The sequence below is a fragment of the Actinomycetospora soli genome, assembly GCF_021026295.1.
Taxonomy (GTDB): domain Bacteria; phylum Actinomycetota; class Actinomycetes; order Mycobacteriales; family Pseudonocardiaceae; genus Actinomycetospora; species Actinomycetospora soli.
This window is the reverse complement of record NZ_JAJNDA010000007.1, coordinates 157,545-174,123: the sequence shown is the minus strand read 5'-3', so window position 1 is coordinate 174,123 and position 16,579 is coordinate 157,545. Positions and strand designations below refer to the sequence as shown.

14 protein-coding genes and 1 pseudogene are annotated in these 16,579 nt (G+C 78.2%); 7 read left to right on the top strand and 8 right to left on the bottom strand.

All coding sequences use genetic code 11. The features are described from left to right. Nucleotides 1-145: 145 nt before the first annotated feature. The 3 genes from LN037_RS13685 (at nucleotide 146) to LN037_RS13675 (ending at nucleotide 2,754) form a co-directional block, all read left to right on the top strand. On the top strand, nucleotides 146-1,699 hold the full coding sequence (locus LN037_RS13685; protein ID WP_230753341.1) for an Hsp70 family protein: 1,554 nt from the start codon (nucleotides 146-148) through the stop codon (nucleotides 1,697-1,699). Nucleotides 1,700-1,789: 90 nt separating this feature from the next. Next, nucleotides 1,790-1,981, top strand: coding sequence for a hypothetical protein (locus tag LN037_RS13680; protein ID WP_230753337.1), 192 nt, complete (start codon nucleotides 1,790-1,792; stop codon nucleotides 1,979-1,981). Then, nucleotides 1,981-2,754, top strand: coding sequence for a PIG-L deacetylase family protein (locus LN037_RS13675; RefSeq protein WP_230753336.1), 774 nt, complete (start codon nucleotides 1,981-1,983; stop codon nucleotides 2,752-2,754). Before LN037_RS13680 ends, LN037_RS13675 begins: the two co-directional genes overlap by 1 nt. A gap of 1 nt (nucleotide 2,755) precedes the next feature. On the opposite strand, the gene LN037_RS13670 is transcribed toward LN037_RS13675, so the two are convergent. The 4 genes from LN037_RS13670 to LN037_RS13655 form a co-directional block, all read right to left on the bottom strand. Beyond that, nucleotides 2,756-3,964, bottom strand: a complete 1,209-nt coding sequence (locus tag LN037_RS13670) for a hypothetical protein (RefSeq protein WP_230753333.1) — start codon at nucleotides 3,962-3,964, stop codon at nucleotides 2,756-2,758. Continuing rightward, nucleotides 3,964-4,569 (bottom strand): hypothetical protein, encoded by a 606-nt coding sequence (locus LN037_RS13665; RefSeq protein ID WP_230753331.1) that lies wholly within the window; start codon nucleotides 4,567-4,569, stop codon nucleotides 3,964-3,966. The genes LN037_RS13670 and LN037_RS13665 overlap by 1 nt, the downstream gene beginning before the upstream one ends. Beyond that, complete coding sequence (locus LN037_RS13660; RefSeq protein WP_230753328.1) at nucleotides 4,566-6,794, bottom strand: ArnT family glycosyltransferase; 2,229 nt, start codon at nucleotides 6,792-6,794, stop codon at nucleotides 4,566-4,568. Before LN037_RS13660 ends, LN037_RS13665 begins: the two co-directional genes overlap by 4 nt. Nucleotides 6,795-6,880: 86 nt before the next feature. Then, entirely contained in the window at nucleotides 6,881-7,309 is a 429-nt protein-coding gene (locus LN037_RS13655; protein WP_230753325.1) for a hypothetical protein, read from the bottom strand. Nucleotides 7,310-7,374: 65 nt separating this feature from the next. Between LN037_RS13655 and LN037_RS32525 the strand changes: the two are divergent. After that, a pseudogene (locus LN037_RS32525) lies at nucleotides 7,375-8,394 on the top strand (GNAT family N-acetyltransferase); the annotation flags it as partial. 62 nt (nucleotides 8,395-8,456) lie between these two features. Here the strand turns inward: LN037_RS32525 and LN037_RS13645 are convergent. The 4 genes from LN037_RS13645 to LN037_RS13630 are packed head-to-tail and all read right to left on the bottom strand — an operon-like array spanning nucleotide 8,457 to nucleotide 14,068. Then, nucleotides 8,457-9,671, bottom strand: coding sequence for a glycosyltransferase family 4 protein (locus tag LN037_RS13645; protein ID WP_230753322.1), 1,215 nt, complete (start codon nucleotides 9,669-9,671; stop codon nucleotides 8,457-8,459). Further along, nucleotides 9,668-10,705 (bottom strand): GNAT family N-acetyltransferase, encoded by a 1,038-nt coding sequence (locus tag LN037_RS13640; protein ID WP_230753319.1) that lies wholly within the window; start codon nucleotides 10,703-10,705, stop codon nucleotides 9,668-9,670. The genes LN037_RS13645 and LN037_RS13640 overlap by 4 nt, the downstream gene beginning before the upstream one ends. Then, nucleotides 10,702-12,213: an oligosaccharide flippase family protein gene (locus tag LN037_RS13635; protein WP_230753317.1), complete on the bottom strand. Its 1,512-nt coding sequence runs from the start codon at nucleotides 12,211-12,213 to the stop codon at nucleotides 10,702-10,704. Before LN037_RS13635 ends, LN037_RS13640 begins: the two co-directional genes overlap by 4 nt. A 7-nt stretch (nucleotides 12,214-12,220) precedes the next feature. After that, nucleotides 12,221-14,068: a glycosyltransferase gene (locus tag LN037_RS13630; RefSeq protein WP_230753314.1), complete on the bottom strand. Its 1,848-nt coding sequence runs from the start codon at nucleotides 14,066-14,068 to the stop codon at nucleotides 12,221-12,223. 182 nt (nucleotides 14,069-14,250) lie between these two features. Here LN037_RS13630 and LN037_RS13625 point away from each other — a divergent pair, with 182 nt between their 5' ends. The 3 genes from LN037_RS13625 (at nucleotide 14,251) to LN037_RS13615 (ending at nucleotide 16,562) form a co-directional block, all read left to right on the top strand. Beyond that, nucleotides 14,251-15,276, top strand: a complete 1,026-nt coding sequence (locus tag LN037_RS13625; protein ID WP_230753312.1) for a methylenetetrahydrofolate reductase C-terminal domain-containing protein — start codon at nucleotides 14,251-14,253, stop codon at nucleotides 15,274-15,276. A gap of 11 nt (nucleotides 15,277-15,287) precedes the next feature. Continuing rightward, nucleotides 15,288-16,052, top strand: a complete 765-nt coding sequence (locus LN037_RS13620; protein ID WP_230753310.1) for a class I SAM-dependent methyltransferase — start codon at nucleotides 15,288-15,290, stop codon at nucleotides 16,050-16,052. A gap of 174 nt (nucleotides 16,053-16,226) precedes the next feature. Then, nucleotides 16,227-16,562, top strand: a complete 336-nt coding sequence (locus tag LN037_RS13615; RefSeq protein ID WP_230753307.1) for a hypothetical protein — start codon at nucleotides 16,227-16,229, stop codon at nucleotides 16,560-16,562. The last annotated feature ends 17 nt before the right edge of the window (nucleotides 16,563-16,579 follow it).

The window sequence follows — 16,579 nt, the reverse complement described above, 5'->3', positions numbered from 1 at the left end:
CCGTAGCTCGGAGGGCTGACCCCCTTGACGCGGCCGGCGCGTGACCATGCGTGGCGCATCCGCGCATCGTGCCCGAAACACTCGCCCGTCCGCACCATCCCTGGTTACGATCCGTGCCCGAGTCGGTGGCCAGCGGGGAGGGGTCGTGTTCTACGTCCTGGGTGTCGACCTCGGGACGACGACGGTCGCGGCCGCCGCCGGGGACGCCGACCGGGCGGACGCGGTGGCCCTCGGCGACGCCGCGCTGCTCGCCCCGGCCGTGGTCGCCCGCCGCCCCGACGGCGCACTCGTCACGGGCGACGCGGCGTTGCGGCGCGCCGTGGCCGACCCGGACCGGGTCGCCCGCGCGGTCCGCCGCCGCCTCGGGGACCCGACGCCGGTCCTGCTCGGCGGGGAGGGCGCCTCGCCGACGGACCTGCTGGCCGCCGTGCTGCGCGGCGCCGTCGACCGGGCCGTCGCCGCCCGCGGCGGGCGGCCCGACCGGGTCGTGCTCACCCACCCCGCGTCGTGGGGGCCCTACCGCCGCGGGCTCGTCGAGGACGTCGCGGCGGCCGCCGGGATCGAGGCCGTCCACACCGTGACCGACCCCGAGGCCGCGGTCCGCCAGGTCGACGCCGTCCGCGGACTCCCGCCCGGGCCGGTGGCGGTACTCGACCTGGGGGGCACCTCGTGCGAGGCGGCCGTCGTCGCCGACGGCGCGGTGCGCGGCGTCCCCGTCGCCGTCGAGCGGCTCGGCGGCGACGACCTGGACGAGGCCCTCGCCGCGCTGGTCGACGAGACGGCCGGGGGCCTGCTCGCCGATCTCGACCCGGAGGACCCGTCGTCGGGCCCGACCCTCGCCCGCTTCCGCGCCGACTGCGCGGCGGCGAAGGAGGCCCTCTCGGTCGACGACGAGGTCGCGGTGCCCCTGCTCCTGCCCGGCCGACACGTCGACGTGCCGGTACGTCGCGCCGCGTTCGAGGAGCGGATCGCGCCGGTGGTGGAGCGGGCGGTCGCGACGCTGCGGCAGGCCGTCGAGGCCGCCGGCGGCGACGCCGCTCCGGTCGCCGTGGTGCTGGTCGGCGGGTCGGCACGCGTGCCGCTGCTCGTCCGATCGGTCCGGACCGCGATGACCGCGCCCGTGGTGGTCGAGGCCCGGCCCGACCACGTCGTCGCCCTCGGTGCCGTCCGGCTCGGCGCGGCCCCACCCGCCGCCGGGGTCCCCGCCGCGGCGGCCGGCGGCGAGGACGGACGCACCACGCTCACCCCGCTGCGTCCGGCCGCGGAGGACGCGCGGACGACGACCGTCCGGGCCACGCCCGGCGCCCCGACCCGTCCCCGGCCGCCCGCGGGCACGGGCACGGGCCCGGTCCGCGCGCCCGGACATCCGCCCGGGACGCACACCGGGCCGTTCCCCGGACCGCTCCCCGGGCTGACGCCCGGACCGACGCCCACCGGCCCCGGGCGCCCGGGCCCGCCCACCGGACCGTTCCGCCCCGGCCCGCCCGGCCCCCGGCCGCCCGGGCCGGGCCGTCCTCCCGGTCCGTTCCCACCCGGTGCCCCTGCCCGGTCCGGCCCACCCGGGCAGCCCGGACAGCCCGGACCCGCGGCTCCGGCCGCGACCCCGGGCCGACGCCGCCGCACGGTGCTGCTCGTGCTCGTGGTCCTGCTCGTCGTGGCCGCGCTCGCCACGGGGGTGGTCCTCCTGCTGGGGGGTTGACCCCACCTGGTCGGAGGGTCCGCACCACCGCGGCGCAACCCCGACGGCCGCCACGCTTCTCCTCATCACCGACGACCCGAGGAGCCCGCCATGACCACCACCCTCGCCCCCGCCGCCGCCCTCTCCGCCCGGGACCGCGCCGTCCTCGCGGCGATCGCCGCCGGACGCGGGACCGTCGTGGCCGGCCGCATCCTCGTCGACGGCCTCCCGCTGGCCGACCAGTTCGTCGCCGCCCGCCTCCGCGCGGCCGGGCTGCTGGACGCCCCCGACCGGGCCGCCTGATGCTCCCCGCGCCGCTCGACGACGCCCGCCGCGGCGGCGCCCGCATCCTCGTCCTGTCCCCCCACCTCGACGACGGCGTCCTCTCCTGCGGCGCCCTGCTGTCCACGCTGACCCGCAGCGAGATCACCGTGCTCACCCTGTTCACCGCGTGCTCGCCCGGGCCCCACACCCGGGCCGCCCGCTCCTTCCTGCGCCAGTGCGCCCACCCGGACGCCGCCTCCCTGTTCGCCGCGCGCCGCGCCGAGGACCGGGAGGTGGTGGGCCGGCTCGACGCACGCGCCGAGCACGCCGGCCACGTCGACGCCCTGTTCCGGCGCCGTGCGGTCCCGGGCGCCGTCGGCCGGGTGCTGCCCGAGCTCGCGCACCGCTACCCGACCTACCGGTTCGACATCGCCCGCGGCCGCGTCTCCCGCGGCGACCGGGCCCTGCGTGCCGCTCTGGCCACCGACCTCGCCCGCCGCGTCCGCGACGTCGACCTGCTGCTCGCCCCGCTCGGCGTCGGCCGCCACGTCGACCATCTCGTCACCCGGGACCTCGGCCCGACCTGGCCCGGCCGCGTCGTCTACTACGCCGACCTCCCCTACGCCCTCTCGCACGCTCCCGACGCGGCCTTCGTCCGCCGCGAGGGCCTGCGGCCCCACTCCGTCGACGAACACCCCGACACCGTCCTGGACCGGAAGGACGCCCTGGTCCGCGGCTACCGCACCCAGGTCGACGCGCTCTTCCCGTCCGGCGTGATCCCGCGGACCGCCGAGACGTACTGGTCGTCCTGATTCAGCCCCGCGCCCGGTCGGCGAACGCCGCGAGGGGCAGCGTGCCGTCCCAGAGCTGCCGGTCGTGCGCCCAGGAGAGCGTGCGCAACCCGCACGCACGTGCCTGCCGCCAGGCCACCGCGGCCATGCCCTGCTCCGACGGGTCGCGGTAGGCGGCGTCGAGGTCGGCCGAGGCGCCGTAGCCGGGGTTCTCCCCGGTCACGGCCAGGCCGTGCTCACCGGCCACCCGCGTGATCCACCGCGTCGCCGACCACTCCCCGACCACCGGGTCGTCCAGCGCCACGGCGCGGTCGTCGGGCGTGCAGGGGTCGTCCCCGCCGGAGCCGTCGGCCACCGACGTCACCGAGGCGACCACCCGGCCGTCGTGCGGGAGGGCCGCGTACAGCGCGGCCCACGCCGCGCCCGTCCCGAGGCGGTCGTCGGACAGCCCGCGCGCGACCGCCGCGTCGTACGCCGCGGGCACCACGCCCACGCCGGGCGTCAGCACCTCGAACGACCCGCCGAACCCCAGGTCCGACAGCGTCGTCATCTGCCAGCGCACCACGTCCACGAGGGCCCCGACGTACCAGTCGGCCCAGGCGCGGACGCCGTCGGCGGGCAGCCCGCCGGAGCCCGGCACCCAGCCCGGGGCGGGGTTGCGCGGCATCGAGGACGGCAGGTCCGGGCCGTTCCGCGCGTTGCGGTCGAAGGCCCACCACCCGCCGTCGGGGTAGAGGACCTCGCCGAGCCCGCCGGCGCCGAGCCGGATCGAGTCGACCGCGCGCAGGTCGACCACCGCGGCGACGCGGGCGAGGTAGGCCTCGGCGAGCGCGCGCAGCCGCCGGTCGAACACGATCGCGGCGTACGGCGAGGTCCGGCCGGAGGCGTCGACCAGGCGGGCGTCGGGGAGGGCCAGGACCCAGTCCGGGGTGTCGTGCAGGCCGAGCCCGAGCGACACCGACCGCCCGTCGCGGCGCAGGGCGTCGACGTCCGCGCGCAGCGCGCGCAGGGCCGCGACGTCGATCCGGCCCGGCTCGGGTTCGACGCGCGCCCAGGACAGCTCGACCATCGCGGCCCGGACCCCCGCGGCCGCCTCGGCCGGGGAGTGCTCCACGGCCGAGAGCAGCGTCCCCGCGGTCGGGACGCCGGCGACGGCCGCGCTGGGCGTCACCGACGCCCCGCACCCCACGAGCAGGCAGCCCGCGAGCAGCCCGGCGAGCAGCGGGCGCATCACCGCCCCCGCAGCCCGGCGTAGGGGCTCGCGGGCCGCGACCCGTCGACGGCGCCGGCCACCTCGGCGAGCGCGCGGCGCTGTTCGGGGGTGAGGCGAGCCGCCTCCGCCGGCGTCAGCCCGGCGGCGACGTCGGTCGCGGGGATCCCGCGCACGAGCTGCACCATGCCGGCCAGGACGGCCACCGGGCCGTCGCCGGTGTCGTCGTGCAGGAACACCGGGCCGGGCAGCCCGAGGACGGTCGCGACCTGCGCCGGGGTGGGCACCCCGTCGGCCCCGACCCCGAGCTCCACGAGACGCAGGCCGAGGGCGCGGGCGGTCGCCCGCTCCTCGACGCCCGCCCGGGTGACCGCGACGACCGTCCGGACCCCGAACGTGTCGCGCAGCAGCACCAGGTCGGACTCCCCCGGGGCCGTCGCCCGCAGCAGGCCGGGTACGACGACCGCGCCGCCGGGCATCGGGGGCGCCTCGGGCGGGGGCGAGGACAGCAGGCCGCCGGCCTTCACGACGACGACCAGGACGGCCAGGGCCGCGAGCAGCGCCCCGCGCAGCAGCACCGTGCGGCGGGGCGGGCGGGCGACGACCCCGAGGGCGGGCGGACTCACGGCTGCTCCTCCTGGCGGTGCGGTGCGGCGCCGGACGGGCGCCGGCGGGCGAGGACGACGACGGCGGGCACCCCGGCCACGCCCACGAGCAGGACCAGCAGCGCCCCGGCGAAGCCGCGCAGGCTCGACGGCTGGTCGGGGGCCGTCTCCCCCGCCAGCGGCGGCGGGGCGACGGGGACGGTCGACTCCGGCGGCAGCGCCACGAGGCCCGCACGCACGGCGAGGTCGCCGACCGGGGCCGCGCGGACGACGTCGGAGCCGGCCGCCCGGGTGAGGACGACGGCGGCGAAGGGCTGGGACACCGACCCGTCCGGACCCGTCGTCGGGGGCCCGAGCGGGGCACCGAGGCGGTTCGCGGCCGAGGTGAACGCCCCGGGTGTGCCCTCCGGGGCCCGGAGGTAGGCGGCGCGGATCGCGGGGTCGGTGAGGGCGCCGTCGTCGAGACCGCCCGGGGCGGTGACCGGGGGCAGGCCCGCGGCGGCGTACGCGGCGGGGTCGGTGGCGGCGAGCTCGCGGACGACGGGGCGGGCGCCGGCGTCGGTGAGGACGGCCCCGGCGAACACCTGGGTCGTCCCTGACGCGGAGCCGCGGGGCGGGCCGAGCACGCCCTTGCCGCCGCGCTCCTCCCACCGGGCGGCGAGGGCACCGAGGACCGGGTAGCCGCCGCAGCGCGACCCGACGGTCGTCACGAACACCCCGTCGCGGGTCGGTTCGACGTCGGCGAGCGGGTCGAACGGGTCCGCGGGGACCTCCCAGAGCTCGAGGCCGCCGTAGGTCGCGCTCGGGAAGCTCGCGAGGCGGGTGCCGTGCGCGGTGATCCACGCGGGCAGCTCCGGCAGCGCGTTCCCGACGGCGGGGTCCTTGCCGGAGACGAAGAACAGGTGCACCCCGTGGCTGGCCGCGGCCTGCCCGGTGCCGAAGTCGGTGAGCTCGCGGCCGGGCAGCAGGGGCGCCCACTTGCCGGAGTCGCCGATGCCGTTGACGACGTCGCAGGCGGGACGGGTGTCGCGCAGGTGGGCGGCCGAGCGGAACACGCCGTCGCCGTCGACGGCGTCGTTGCGGACCCAGCCGCCGAGCGAGAAGCCGACCGCGACCACGACGAGCCCCAGGGCGACCGCGCGGGCCGGGCGGGCCCGGGCGACGAGCGCGTCGCCGACGAGGACAGTCCCGACGACCGCGGCGGGCACGAGGTAGACGAAGAGGTGCTCGTTGAGGCTGCCGAACGCCACCATGTAGCCGCCGAAGCCGTAGCTGGTGAGCAGCCAGGCCAGCAGCCACCGCGCCCCGCCGTCGGGAACGCACAGGAGCAGCCGGACCAGCGCGAGGCCGCCGCCGAGCAGCACGAGGTAGGAGGTGCCGTAGTCCCGGCCGGCGATCGCGGTCGCCTCGAGCAGCGAGCGCGAGGAGAAGCCGGGGCGGTTCCAGCCCGTGGTCTGGACGATGCCGAGCAGCCGGTAGAACAGCAGCAGCTTCTCGTCGGCGAACTCCTTCCCGAGGCCGAGGCCGATCGCCCAGGCCGGGAAGGCGAGCCACACCACGCCGCCCACCGCGAGCGCGCCGAGCGACCGCTTCACGCGCGGGACGTCCCGGGCGAGGACGGCCGCCACGAGCGGGGTCGCCACGAGGAAGACCGACATCTCCTTCGTGAGCAGCGCGAGGCCGGTCGAGGTGCCGATCAGCGGGACGTACACGGCGGGCCGGTGGGCGTCGAGGCGCATCGCGACGAGGAGCACGAACAGCGAGAGGGCCACCGCGAACGGCTCGATGATCGCCATCCGCAGGTAGCGCAGCAGGATCGGGTCGGTGGCCGCCAGCGCGACGATCACCACGGTGAGCACCGCGCGACGACGCGGGGTGGCGGCGGTCATGAGGCGCCGGGCGATCAGGACCGTGAGCACGACGACGGCGACGGTCGCGAGCCCCGCGAACACCCGGGCGCCGCGCACGGAGGTCTCGAGGTCGGCGTCGGCGAGGCCCCACAGCCACTGCCAGCCCGCCTGGAGCACGAACGACAGGGGCGGGTGGACGAACACCGGCTGGTTCGACCAGGTGTAGTCCCCGCCGAGGGCGATGTTCCGCATCGCCATGACGTAGGAGACCTCGTCGAACATCGTGTCCGGCGCGGAGCCGATGTTCCACAGGACCGGCACGGCCGACACCACGGCGACCACGAGCGCGACGAGCCACTCGGGCGCGGGCCCGCGGCGTCCGAGGCTGGCGCGCACGGCGGTCAGCCTCGACGGCATCCGGCCGGTGCCGGGAGGGGGCGCACCCCCCTGTGACGGAACCGGACGCAGGGCGGTACGCGCGGTCACCGGGCACCGTCCACGACGGCGCCCGTGGAGTACGCGGGGCCGACGCTGAAGCCGACCCAGGCGGCGATCCCGCCGCCGACGAGCAGGACGGCCACGAGGAGGACGACCAGGACCGCAGTCGCGGGACGGCGGGGGCGCGCCGGCGGGGCGACCGGGAGCGGTCCCGACGGCGGGCCCCACGGCACCGGTGCGCCCGCGAGCCCCGCGGGGCCGTGCGGCGCGGCGAGCGGTGGGACCGGATAGGCGCGAGGACCGGGATAGCCGAGCGGTCGCGGGCCACCTGGAGGGAGCGGAGGGAACGGCAGGGGCGGAGCGAACGGCACCGGGCGGCGGACCGGGAGCGGCACCGTGGCCTCGGGATCCCGGACCGGCACCGACACGGTGGGCGCGTCGAGGGCGGAGGGTCGGGGGGCGATGACGGTCACGGCGGGCTCCAGGCTCCTCGGGCGGTGCGGCCCCTGAAGCGTCGCGCCGCGCGCCCTGCCGGCCGATGGTGCGGACCCTCCGACCGAGGTGGGGACGGCCCTACCCCCGCGGCGCGGTCACGCTCCTCGTCCGTCCCACCACGCACGGCAACGCCGCTGGTCAGGGGCCTGCACGGCCGCTAGCGTCCCGGCGGGTGAGCCGTGCGGTGCGTGTCCCGGACCCGGACCTCACCGCGCGCTGGGACGCCCTCGCCGTCGCGACCGGGGCGCCGCCCTTCGTCCGGCCGGGCTGGCTCGACGCCTGGACGCACGCCTTCGGCCGCGCGGACGCGTTGCGGCTGCTGACCGTCGAGCGCGACGGTGAGCTGGTCGCGGTGCTGCCCCTGACCGCCCGCCCCTGGGGGTGGCGCTCCCCCACGAACCACGAGACCGCGCGGTTCGCCCCGGTCGTCGCCGACGCGGACGCCGCCGCCGAGCTGGCCGACCGGCTCGCCCGGCTCGGCAGGCCGGTCGACCTGTCCGCCCTCCCGGCCGACGACGCCGGCACCGCGGCGCTGCGCGCCACCGGGCTGCCGACCCTCGAACGACCGGTCTGCCGGTCGCCCTGGATCGACACCACCGGCACGGCCGAGGCGTTCCTGCGCCGACTCTCGAAGAACCGGCGCCACGGGCTGCGGCGCCTGCGCCACCGGATGGCCGACGCCGGCACGGTCACGCTCGATCTCGACGACGGGTCGGGGGACCTGGCGGCGCGGCTCGACGAGGGGTTCCGCCTCGAGGCCCGCGCGTGGAAGCTCGCCGCCGGGTCGGCGATCCTGTCCTCCCCCGAGACCGTGCGGTTCTACTCCGAGGGCGCCCGCTGGGCCGCCGGAGCGGGCCTGCTGCGACTCGCGTTCCTGCGCATCGACGGGCGGGCGGTGGCCTTCGGCTACTGCCTGCGCGCCCACCGCACCCTGCACTTCCTCAAGCTCGGCATGGCCGACGACGCCGCGCGGCTCGGGCCGGGAGTGGTCCTCACCCACCACCTGGTCGACCACTGCTGCACCGACCCGGAGCTCGACGACCTCGACCTGCTCGGCGACGCCGAGTCCTACAAGGCCGACCTCGCGAGCGGGGTCCGCGCGCAGGTCCGGCTGCAGCTCTTCGGTCACCGCCTCACCGGCCCGGCCCACCGCACCGCCCTGGCCACGGCCGCCCGGGCCCGCACCGGGATCGTCGCGCGGCTGACGCCGGAGACCCGCGACCGGCTCTCGACCGCCCGCAACCGGCTCCGCTCGGCCGCGGTGCGGTCCACGAGCTCCCCCGCCAGCGCCGACCAGCGTTCCTCGGTGAACCGCCGGTCGTAGGCGAGGCTGCGCTCCCGCGCCGCCCGCCCCGCCGCGACCCGGCGCTCCGGGTCCGCGAGCAGGTCGGTGATCGCGGTCCGCAGCGCCGGCACCGAGAACGCCGGCACCGCGACCCCGGCCTCGTCGCCGATCCACCCGAGCCGGTCGAGGTCGAAGTGCACCACCGGGCGGCCGTGCGCCATCGCCTCGAGCGCGGTGAGGCAGAACGTCTCGTACCGCGAGGGCACCACCATCACCGCGCACCGGCGCAGCGCCGCCTCCTTCGCCGGCCCGTCCACCCGGCCCAGCCGCCGCACGCGCGGGTCGTCGGCGACGAGCGCGGCCAGCCGGGCCTCCTCGGCCGGGGTGCCGGTGCCCGCGATCTCGAGCCACCCGTCGTCGGGAAGGGCCTCGAGCAGCAGGTCGAGGCCCTTCTGCCGCACGTCGATCCGGCCGAGGAAGAGCAGGCCGGTCCCGACGGCGGGCGTGGTCGCGTCCGGCAGGTCGATGCCGTTGGGCAGCACGGTCACGGACGCGCGGGGCGCGGCGGCCCCGACCAGCGCGGCGTCGACGTCGTTGAGCACCACGAGGTGGCGGTAGAGCGCGAGGCCGCGGCGCTCGACGGCCTCGAACGGCAGGTGGTAGCGGCGCGCCATGTCCGCGCCGCACAGCATCTGCACCAGGCCCACCACCGGGCAGCGCGCCGTCAGCGGCAGCAGGCTCGCCGACACCGGCGGGGTGAGGCTCTCGATCCACACGTCCGGGCGCACCACGAGCGCGACCAGCGGGACGAGCAGCGAGAACACCAGCTGACCGCCGCGCGGGCCCGCCCAGCCGACGGGCAGGTGGACGTAGCGCACACCGTCGCGGCGCCCGGAGCGCGCGCCGCGGTAGGAGCCGCAGTACACGGTGACGTCGTGCCCGTCGGCGTGCAGGCGCGCCGCGATCCGGGCGACGACCACGGCCCCGCCCCCGCCGTAGTGCGGGTTGCCGACGTCGTCGTAGATCGACAGCACCACCCGCCCCGCACGGTTCACGACGCCCTCCGCCACCGCGACACCGCGCCGAGGGCCGAGCGGGCGGCCTGCTCGGCGCGGGAGAACGGCAGCCGCTCGAAGCGCAGCGCCGCGTAGGGGACGGCCACGGCGCCGAAGTAGCGCTTGAAGTGCTCGGGGCCCGACCCGGCGTCGGACTCGCCCATGTGGAACCAGCGGGCGCCCGCCGCGCAGGCGTCCCGGATGGCGAGCGAGTGCAGGAGGTAGGTCGCCAGGGTCTCGCGCGCGATGCCGGTCGTGTCCATCGCGCACATCCAGCCGAGCGCGTGGCGGGTGCCGGGCTCGTGGAGCACGACGTTGGCCGCGACCGGCTCGCCGTCGCGCAGCACCGACCAGACGACGCACCGCTCGCCGAGCGCGCGGGCCGCGGCGGCGACCTGGCCGGGCCGGTCGCGGCGGGCGGCCAGGGCGCGCGCGAGCGGGAGGGGCTGGCCGCGGTCGGCGGCCCAGCGGTCGACCGACTGCGCGTAGAGCGTGCGGAAGACGTCGAGGCCGCGGGCGTCGGGGTCGGCACCGGTCTCGCGGCGCACGTCGAGGTCGAACCGCTCGGCCTTGCGCACCGAGTTGCGGGCCTGCCGGCGGAAGCCGCGGGCCCAGAGCTCGTCCCAGCCGGGCGCGAGGTCGACGACCTGCGCGGTGTACGGGACGCGCCGGGCGTCGGCGCCGGCGGCCTCCGCCCACACGGCGCCGCGCAGCGGCATGGGGACCACCGAGCGGAGCAGGGCGGGGCGGCGGCGGAGGTCGTCGAGGACGAGCCGGGCGTCGGCGACGGTGAGCTCCCCGCCCTCGACGACCGCGCCGCCGTAGCCCCACGCGTAGGGCCACGACTCCTCGCTCAGCCCGGCGCGGCCGACCAGCGGCAGCACGAGGCGGCGGCCGTCGGGCAGCGTGTAGAGCCGTGAGACGTCGCGGTGGCCGCGGCCGGCCAGGGCGTCGGACCAGGCCGGGGACTGCGTGACGACGGCGTCCGGGTCGGCGTCGTACACCTCCTGGCGGACGGTGCGGGGGACGGTCATCGGGTCACCTCGGTCGGGCGGGTCGGGCTGCTGGTCGGGCGGGTCGGGCGGGCGAGCAGGAGCGGGAGGACGAGCAGGGCGTAGGCGAGCAGGCCCGCCACGACGACGGCGAGGGCGGCCGGGGTGGGCAGGCCGGCGGCGAGCAGGAGGACGACGACGAGGACCGCCACCGCTCCGCCCCACCGCGCCGAACCCGCTGTCGGGACCGTGGGGCGCAGCTCCCGGACCCCGACCGCGCCGAGCAGCGCGACCGTGCTCCAGGTGCCGACCGTGAAGGCCCACGCGGCGCCGAGGGCGCCGTGCGCGGGGACGAGCAGGAGCAGCGCGGCGACCTGGGCGGCGACCGCGACGGGCACGCGCCGCGCCACCGCGACCGCGTGGCCGCGGGCGAACAGCGCCTTGAGCAGCATGTCGGCGAGCAGCAGGCCGGTGGTGCCGAGGGTCAGCACGCGGACGGGGCCGGCGGCGGCCGCGTAGGCGCCGGGGAGGACGACGCCGAGCACCGGGCCCGGGGCCACGAGCAGCACGAGCTGCGCCGGGACGAGCACCAGCGGCACCCAGCGCAGGGCGCCGAGCAGGGCGCTCCGGGCGGCCGCGGCGCTGGGGGCCGCGGCGATGAACGGGAAGGCGGCGTCGGAGAGGGCGGAGCCGACGAAGAACGGGGCGCGCGCCAGCACGGCCGCGGCCTGGTAGACCCCGACGACCGCCAGCGGGACGCCGGCGGCGCCGAGCGCGAGCACGTCGAGGGTGCCCAGCAGGCCAAAGCCGGTGGTGCTGACCGCCATCGGCACGGCGGCCGCGACCACCCCGGGCCGGCGGCGGGGCGAGGCGTACCCGGCGGGACGGCGCAGCCGGTCCGCGCCGGCGACGGTCGCGACCAGCGCGGCGGCGACGGCCGCGGCGAGCAGCGCGGCGGCGACCCCGCCGACGCCGTACCCGGCGAGCCCGACCGCACCGAGGGCGGCGAGGACCTTGACCACGATCTCGGTGACCCGCGTCGCCCCGACGGCGTCGAAGCGGCGGGCGCCCTGGAGGGCGCCGACCAGTACGGCGACCACGGCGAGGACCACGATCGTGGCCGCGGCGAGCAGCGTGGGCACCGGTCCGACGCCCGGCAGGACGACGCCGGTGGTCAGCTGGACGGCGGCGAACGCGCCGGCGAGCACGGTGCCGAGGACGACGTTGCCGGTCAGGGCGGCGCGGACGGCGGCGGGGTCGGGGCCCGTGTCCGCGCCGCGGGCCGTCGCGCGGGCCAGGGCCCACGGGAAGCCGGCGGCGAGTACCGAGGTGGCGAGCAGGAGCAGGTTGAGCAGGACCCCGACGGCGCCGAAGCCCTCGGTCGGCAGGAGCCACGCCAGGGCGAGCCCGAGCCCGTAGTTCAGCGCCGCGGTGGCGGCGACGGCGCCGAGCAGGACGACGCTGCCGCCGCCCGCCCCGCGCTCCGTACGGAGCAGGCGGAGCGCGGTCGGGGTCGTGGTCGTGGTCGTGGTCGTGGTCGTGGTGGACATCGCCGTCTCACCCGGCCCGGCTCAGCGTCGGGGCGGCGGTGCGGCTGCGGCGGCCGCGGGCCCGGAGGGTGGCCGTCACGGCGGCCTCGTAGCGCTCAACGCAGGCGTCCCAGCCCAGGCCCTCGGCGCGGCGGCGGGCGCGGCGGGAGAGCACCGCGAGCCGGGCGCGGTCCCCGGCGAGGGCGAGCAGGGCGGCGCCGAGGGCGTCGGCGTCGCGGGCCGGGACCACCTCTCCGGCGTGGTCGACGAGGTCGCGGACCCCGGGCAGGTCGGACACCACCGGGACGCAGCCGGCCGCCATCCCCTCGAGCACGACGAGGCCGAACGCCTCCGCCCGGGTGACCGAGGGCAGGACGACCACGTCGTGGGTGTCGTAGGCACGGTGCAGATCGTCGTCGCTGACCCGCCCGAGGAACAGCACGTTGTCACTCGGATCGGCGAGTCGCTCGTAGTCGGCCCGATGCGCTCCGTCACCGATGAGGGTGAGCTGCAGCTCGGGGCGGCCGACCACGGCCGGGATGAGCCACTCCAGGCCCTTGTACGGGCGCATCTGGCCGACGAACAGGACCTTGAGCGGGCCCTCGGTGCGGGGACGCGCCGGCAGCGGGCGCAGGTCGACCCCCCACGGCACGACCTCCACCGGCGGTCCGCCGGGCCGGCGCTCGGCGTCCGCGTAGTACTGCGAGGTGGTGAGGATGCGGTCGGCGCGGCCGGACAGGACCCGGTGCAGGCGGTTGTAGACGTCGGACAGGGTCTCCGCGCCGCGGACGGCCAGGGCGCTGTGGTGGGTGTAGACCACCGGGACGCCGCGCCGGGCGCCGGCGAGGAGCAGGACGACGTCGCTCATCGTGGGGACCGGCCCGTGCAGGTTGACCACGTCGTACCGCGCGATCGTGCGGGACACCCGGCGCCAGTGCGCCAGCAGCGGGCTGAAGCGGTACTCGCCGAGCATCAGGCGGGGCATCTGCACCGAGGACAGGACGTCGACGGTGTGCCCGCGCCCGCGCAGGCCGACGGTGAGCCGCTCCACGCACCGCGAGATGCCGGAGACGATCGGCGGTGCCTCGCTGGTGATCACGAGGATCCGCAGGGGGCCGTCGACCGGGGCCCCGACGGCCGGGGCGCGGCGCAGGGCGGCGAGGTGGCGCAGGAAGCGCAGCCCCTCGCGGGCGGTCGACTTCGAGGCCTCGGCGTGGCGCGGCGCGAAGGTGAACGGCACCTCGGCGATGCGGGTGAGCCCGGAGCGAACGACCAGCTCGAGCAGGATCTTGTAGCCGATGGGGTCGACGGCGTCGAGGTCCAGCGCGGCCCGGCGCACCGCGAAGAAGCCCGAGAGCGGGTCGCTCATCGCGCCGACGGCCCCGCCGAGCAGCCGCGCGGCGAGCGCCTTCGACGCCCGCGACACCGCGTGCCGGTACGTCGAGCCCAGGCCCGACCCGTCGCCGTCCCCGGCGTAGCGGGTCGCGACGACGACGTCGTGGCCGGGGGCCGCGGCGAGCAGCCGGCCGATCGTCGCCGGCGGGTGCTGGAGGTCGCCGTCCATGACGACCGCCCAGTCGGCCCGCGCGGCGCGCAGGCCGACCACGACGGCGCCGCCGAGGCCGCCGGTCGGGGCCTCCCGGTGGATCACCGTGAGGCGGAACGGGACCCGGGCGGCGGCGGCGCGGGCCCGGGCGGCGGTGTCGTCGCGGGAGTCGTCGACGACGATCACCTCGGCGCCGGCGGGCAGGGCCGCGGCGAGCCGGTCCATCAGCTCGTCGACGTTGCCCGCCTCGTCGAAGGTGGGGACGACGACGGACACGACCGGGTGGCCGACGGCGGGGGTGGCGGGGTGCGGTGCGGTCGCGGTGAGCATGGTGTCGGGCCTCCTCGGTGGTCGTCGCGATCCGGCGGTGACGAGGAGAACTCTGCTGGTCAGCGGCCTGCGGGCCGATCGGGTCGACCCCCGGGCGGCCGGGGCGGGCCCCCGGATCCGAGGTAGGGACCGCCCCCTGTCGCGCAGGGGTGCGACGTGCCGGGACGGGGCACCCCCGCGCGGTGATCAGCTGTCCGAAGCGGATGCGGTTCGGGCCGTGCGGCGGGGTCCGTCCCTCCGGCGCCTGCGAGCTCGACGAGGCGCTCCCCTGCCCGTGGACCGCCGGGTCGCCGGTGCTCGCCTGGGACGGTCCGGAGCCGGACGCCCCGGCCGTCGCCGACCCGCCGCTCGTGCTCTCCGACCTCTCGGTGCCGGCCCGCGACCCCGCGACCCTGCGGGCGGTGGCCGACCGTCTCGCCACCGGCTCGGACGCCGTGCTCGTGGCCGACCTGCACGACCGCGCCGACTTCCCGCCGACGATGCTCGCCGCGCAGCTGCTCGAGGCCGACGTCCGGCCGTGGGTGACGCTCACCTGCCGGGACCGCAACCGGGTGGTGCTCGAGCAGGAGGTCGTCGGGCTCGCGGCGCTCGGCGTGGGTGGCGTGCTGTGCGTGACCGGGGACAGCCGGCCCGGCAGCGGCGCGGGCACCACGGTCGGCGCGGGCGCCACCCAGGTGTTCGACCTCGACGCGACCCGGCTCGCGCACCTCGCGGCGTCCGCCGGGCTGGTCGCGACCGTCACCGCCGCCCCGGCCGCCCCGCCCCACGCCGGACGGGCCGCGGGTCTCGCGGCCAAGCAGGCCGCCGGGGCCCGGCTCGTCGTCACGAACCACGTCGCCTCCCCGGCGGCGCTCGCCGACTTCCTGACGGCGGGTCGCGCGGCCGGGGTGGACATCCCGGTGATCGCGGGGGTCGCCGTGTTCACCGACGCCCGCACCGCCCGCGGGCTGGCCGACCTGCCCGGGCTGGACCTGGACCCGGCGGCGGTCGCGACCGTGCTCGACGCCGACGACCCCGTCGAGGCCGGTATCGCGGTGGCGGTCGCCGAGGCCCGGGCGCTGCTCGCGCTCGACGGGGTGGTCGGGGTGAATCTCTCCGGTGTCGGCTCGAGCGCGGGCTGGGTACCAGCCGCCGAACTGAAGGCCGAGGTGGGGCGCCGCGTGCGCGCGGCCCACCAGGCGGAGAGCGCGGCCCTCCGCCCCGGGTGAGGGAGCGTGGGGTGCAGGAGGCGCTGGAGGTCGAGTTCGACACCGTCGCGGCGTGGACCGAGGAGGCGGTCGCCGAGCTCGGGTCCGACTACGCGATCCCGGCCGCGTGCCGGGGGTCCGGGCGGCCCGCGGACCTCGCGTGGCTCGCGGACGGCCTCGAGCTGACCGACGGCGACCGCTTCCTGGACGCCGGCGCCGGCCTCGGCGGCCCGACGGCGTGGCTGGTCACCGAGTACTCCTGGCGCTGGCGGGGCCCGGTGCTGCTCGCCGAGCCGATGGTGCACGCCGCGACGGCCTCGGTGCAGCTCTTCGGGCACCCCGCCGTGGCGGCGTGGACCGAACAGCTGCCCCTGCCCGACGACGGCGTGGACGCCGCGTGGGCCCTCGGTGTGCTCGACACGGTCCCGGACCGGCGGGCGGTGCTCACCGAGCTGCGTCGCGTGCTGCGCCCCGGCGGGCGGCTGGGGCTCCTCGTGCCCGTGGCCCGTGGGGAGCGCGCCGCCGAGCTGGAGTCGAACACCTTCCCCACCGACGTCGACCTGCACCGCGATCTCGCCGCCACCGGCTTCCGGGTGCACGACCGGGTGGAGGCCTCGACGCTGCCCGACGCCCCGTCGCCGTGGACCGAGCGCGCCGACACCGTGGAGCGCTTCCTGGCCGACCGGCACGCCGACGACCCGGCCTGGCACCAGGCGCAGGAGCAGACGGCCGTGCTCGGGGGGCTCCTGGACTCCCGCGACGTCGTCATCGTCCTGCTGCGCTGCTCGGCGGAGTGAGGGCCGCCTCCCGCCCGGCGGTACGGCCGGTCGAGTGACCGCCGCTGGAGTGGACCGTCGGACGCGGAATCGGTTCAGCCCGGCGCGGGTACCTGCGTGTCGGCTGGCCTGCGGGGGCGTCCGGCCGTTGTGCTGGACAGGCCGCTCCCACCCCGGGGGCAGGAGGAGGAATCCGTGACGTACGACGCGGTCAGCGCCTACACCGTGCTGCTCGGGGACGGGGTCGGCCCGACCACGGTGAGCGTGCACGGCAGCGCCGTGGACGCCTGGGCGGCCCTCGCGGCCGCCGTCGGGGTGGCCCCGGCCGCGCCCCCGCGGCGCCGGTTCGGCTTCCGTCCGGCCGTGGCGGTCGTGCCGAGCGACGGGCTCGCGCAGGAGGAGGTGCACTCCGCCGCCGAGGCGTGGCGCACCGTCGACCCGGAGCGCCGGTTCTGGCAGGTCACCTCGCACCGGCTGCAGGTCACGGTGCCGGCGATCAACACCGAGCCGCTGGTCAGCCGGACCGCGTAGCCCCGGAACGGACGAAC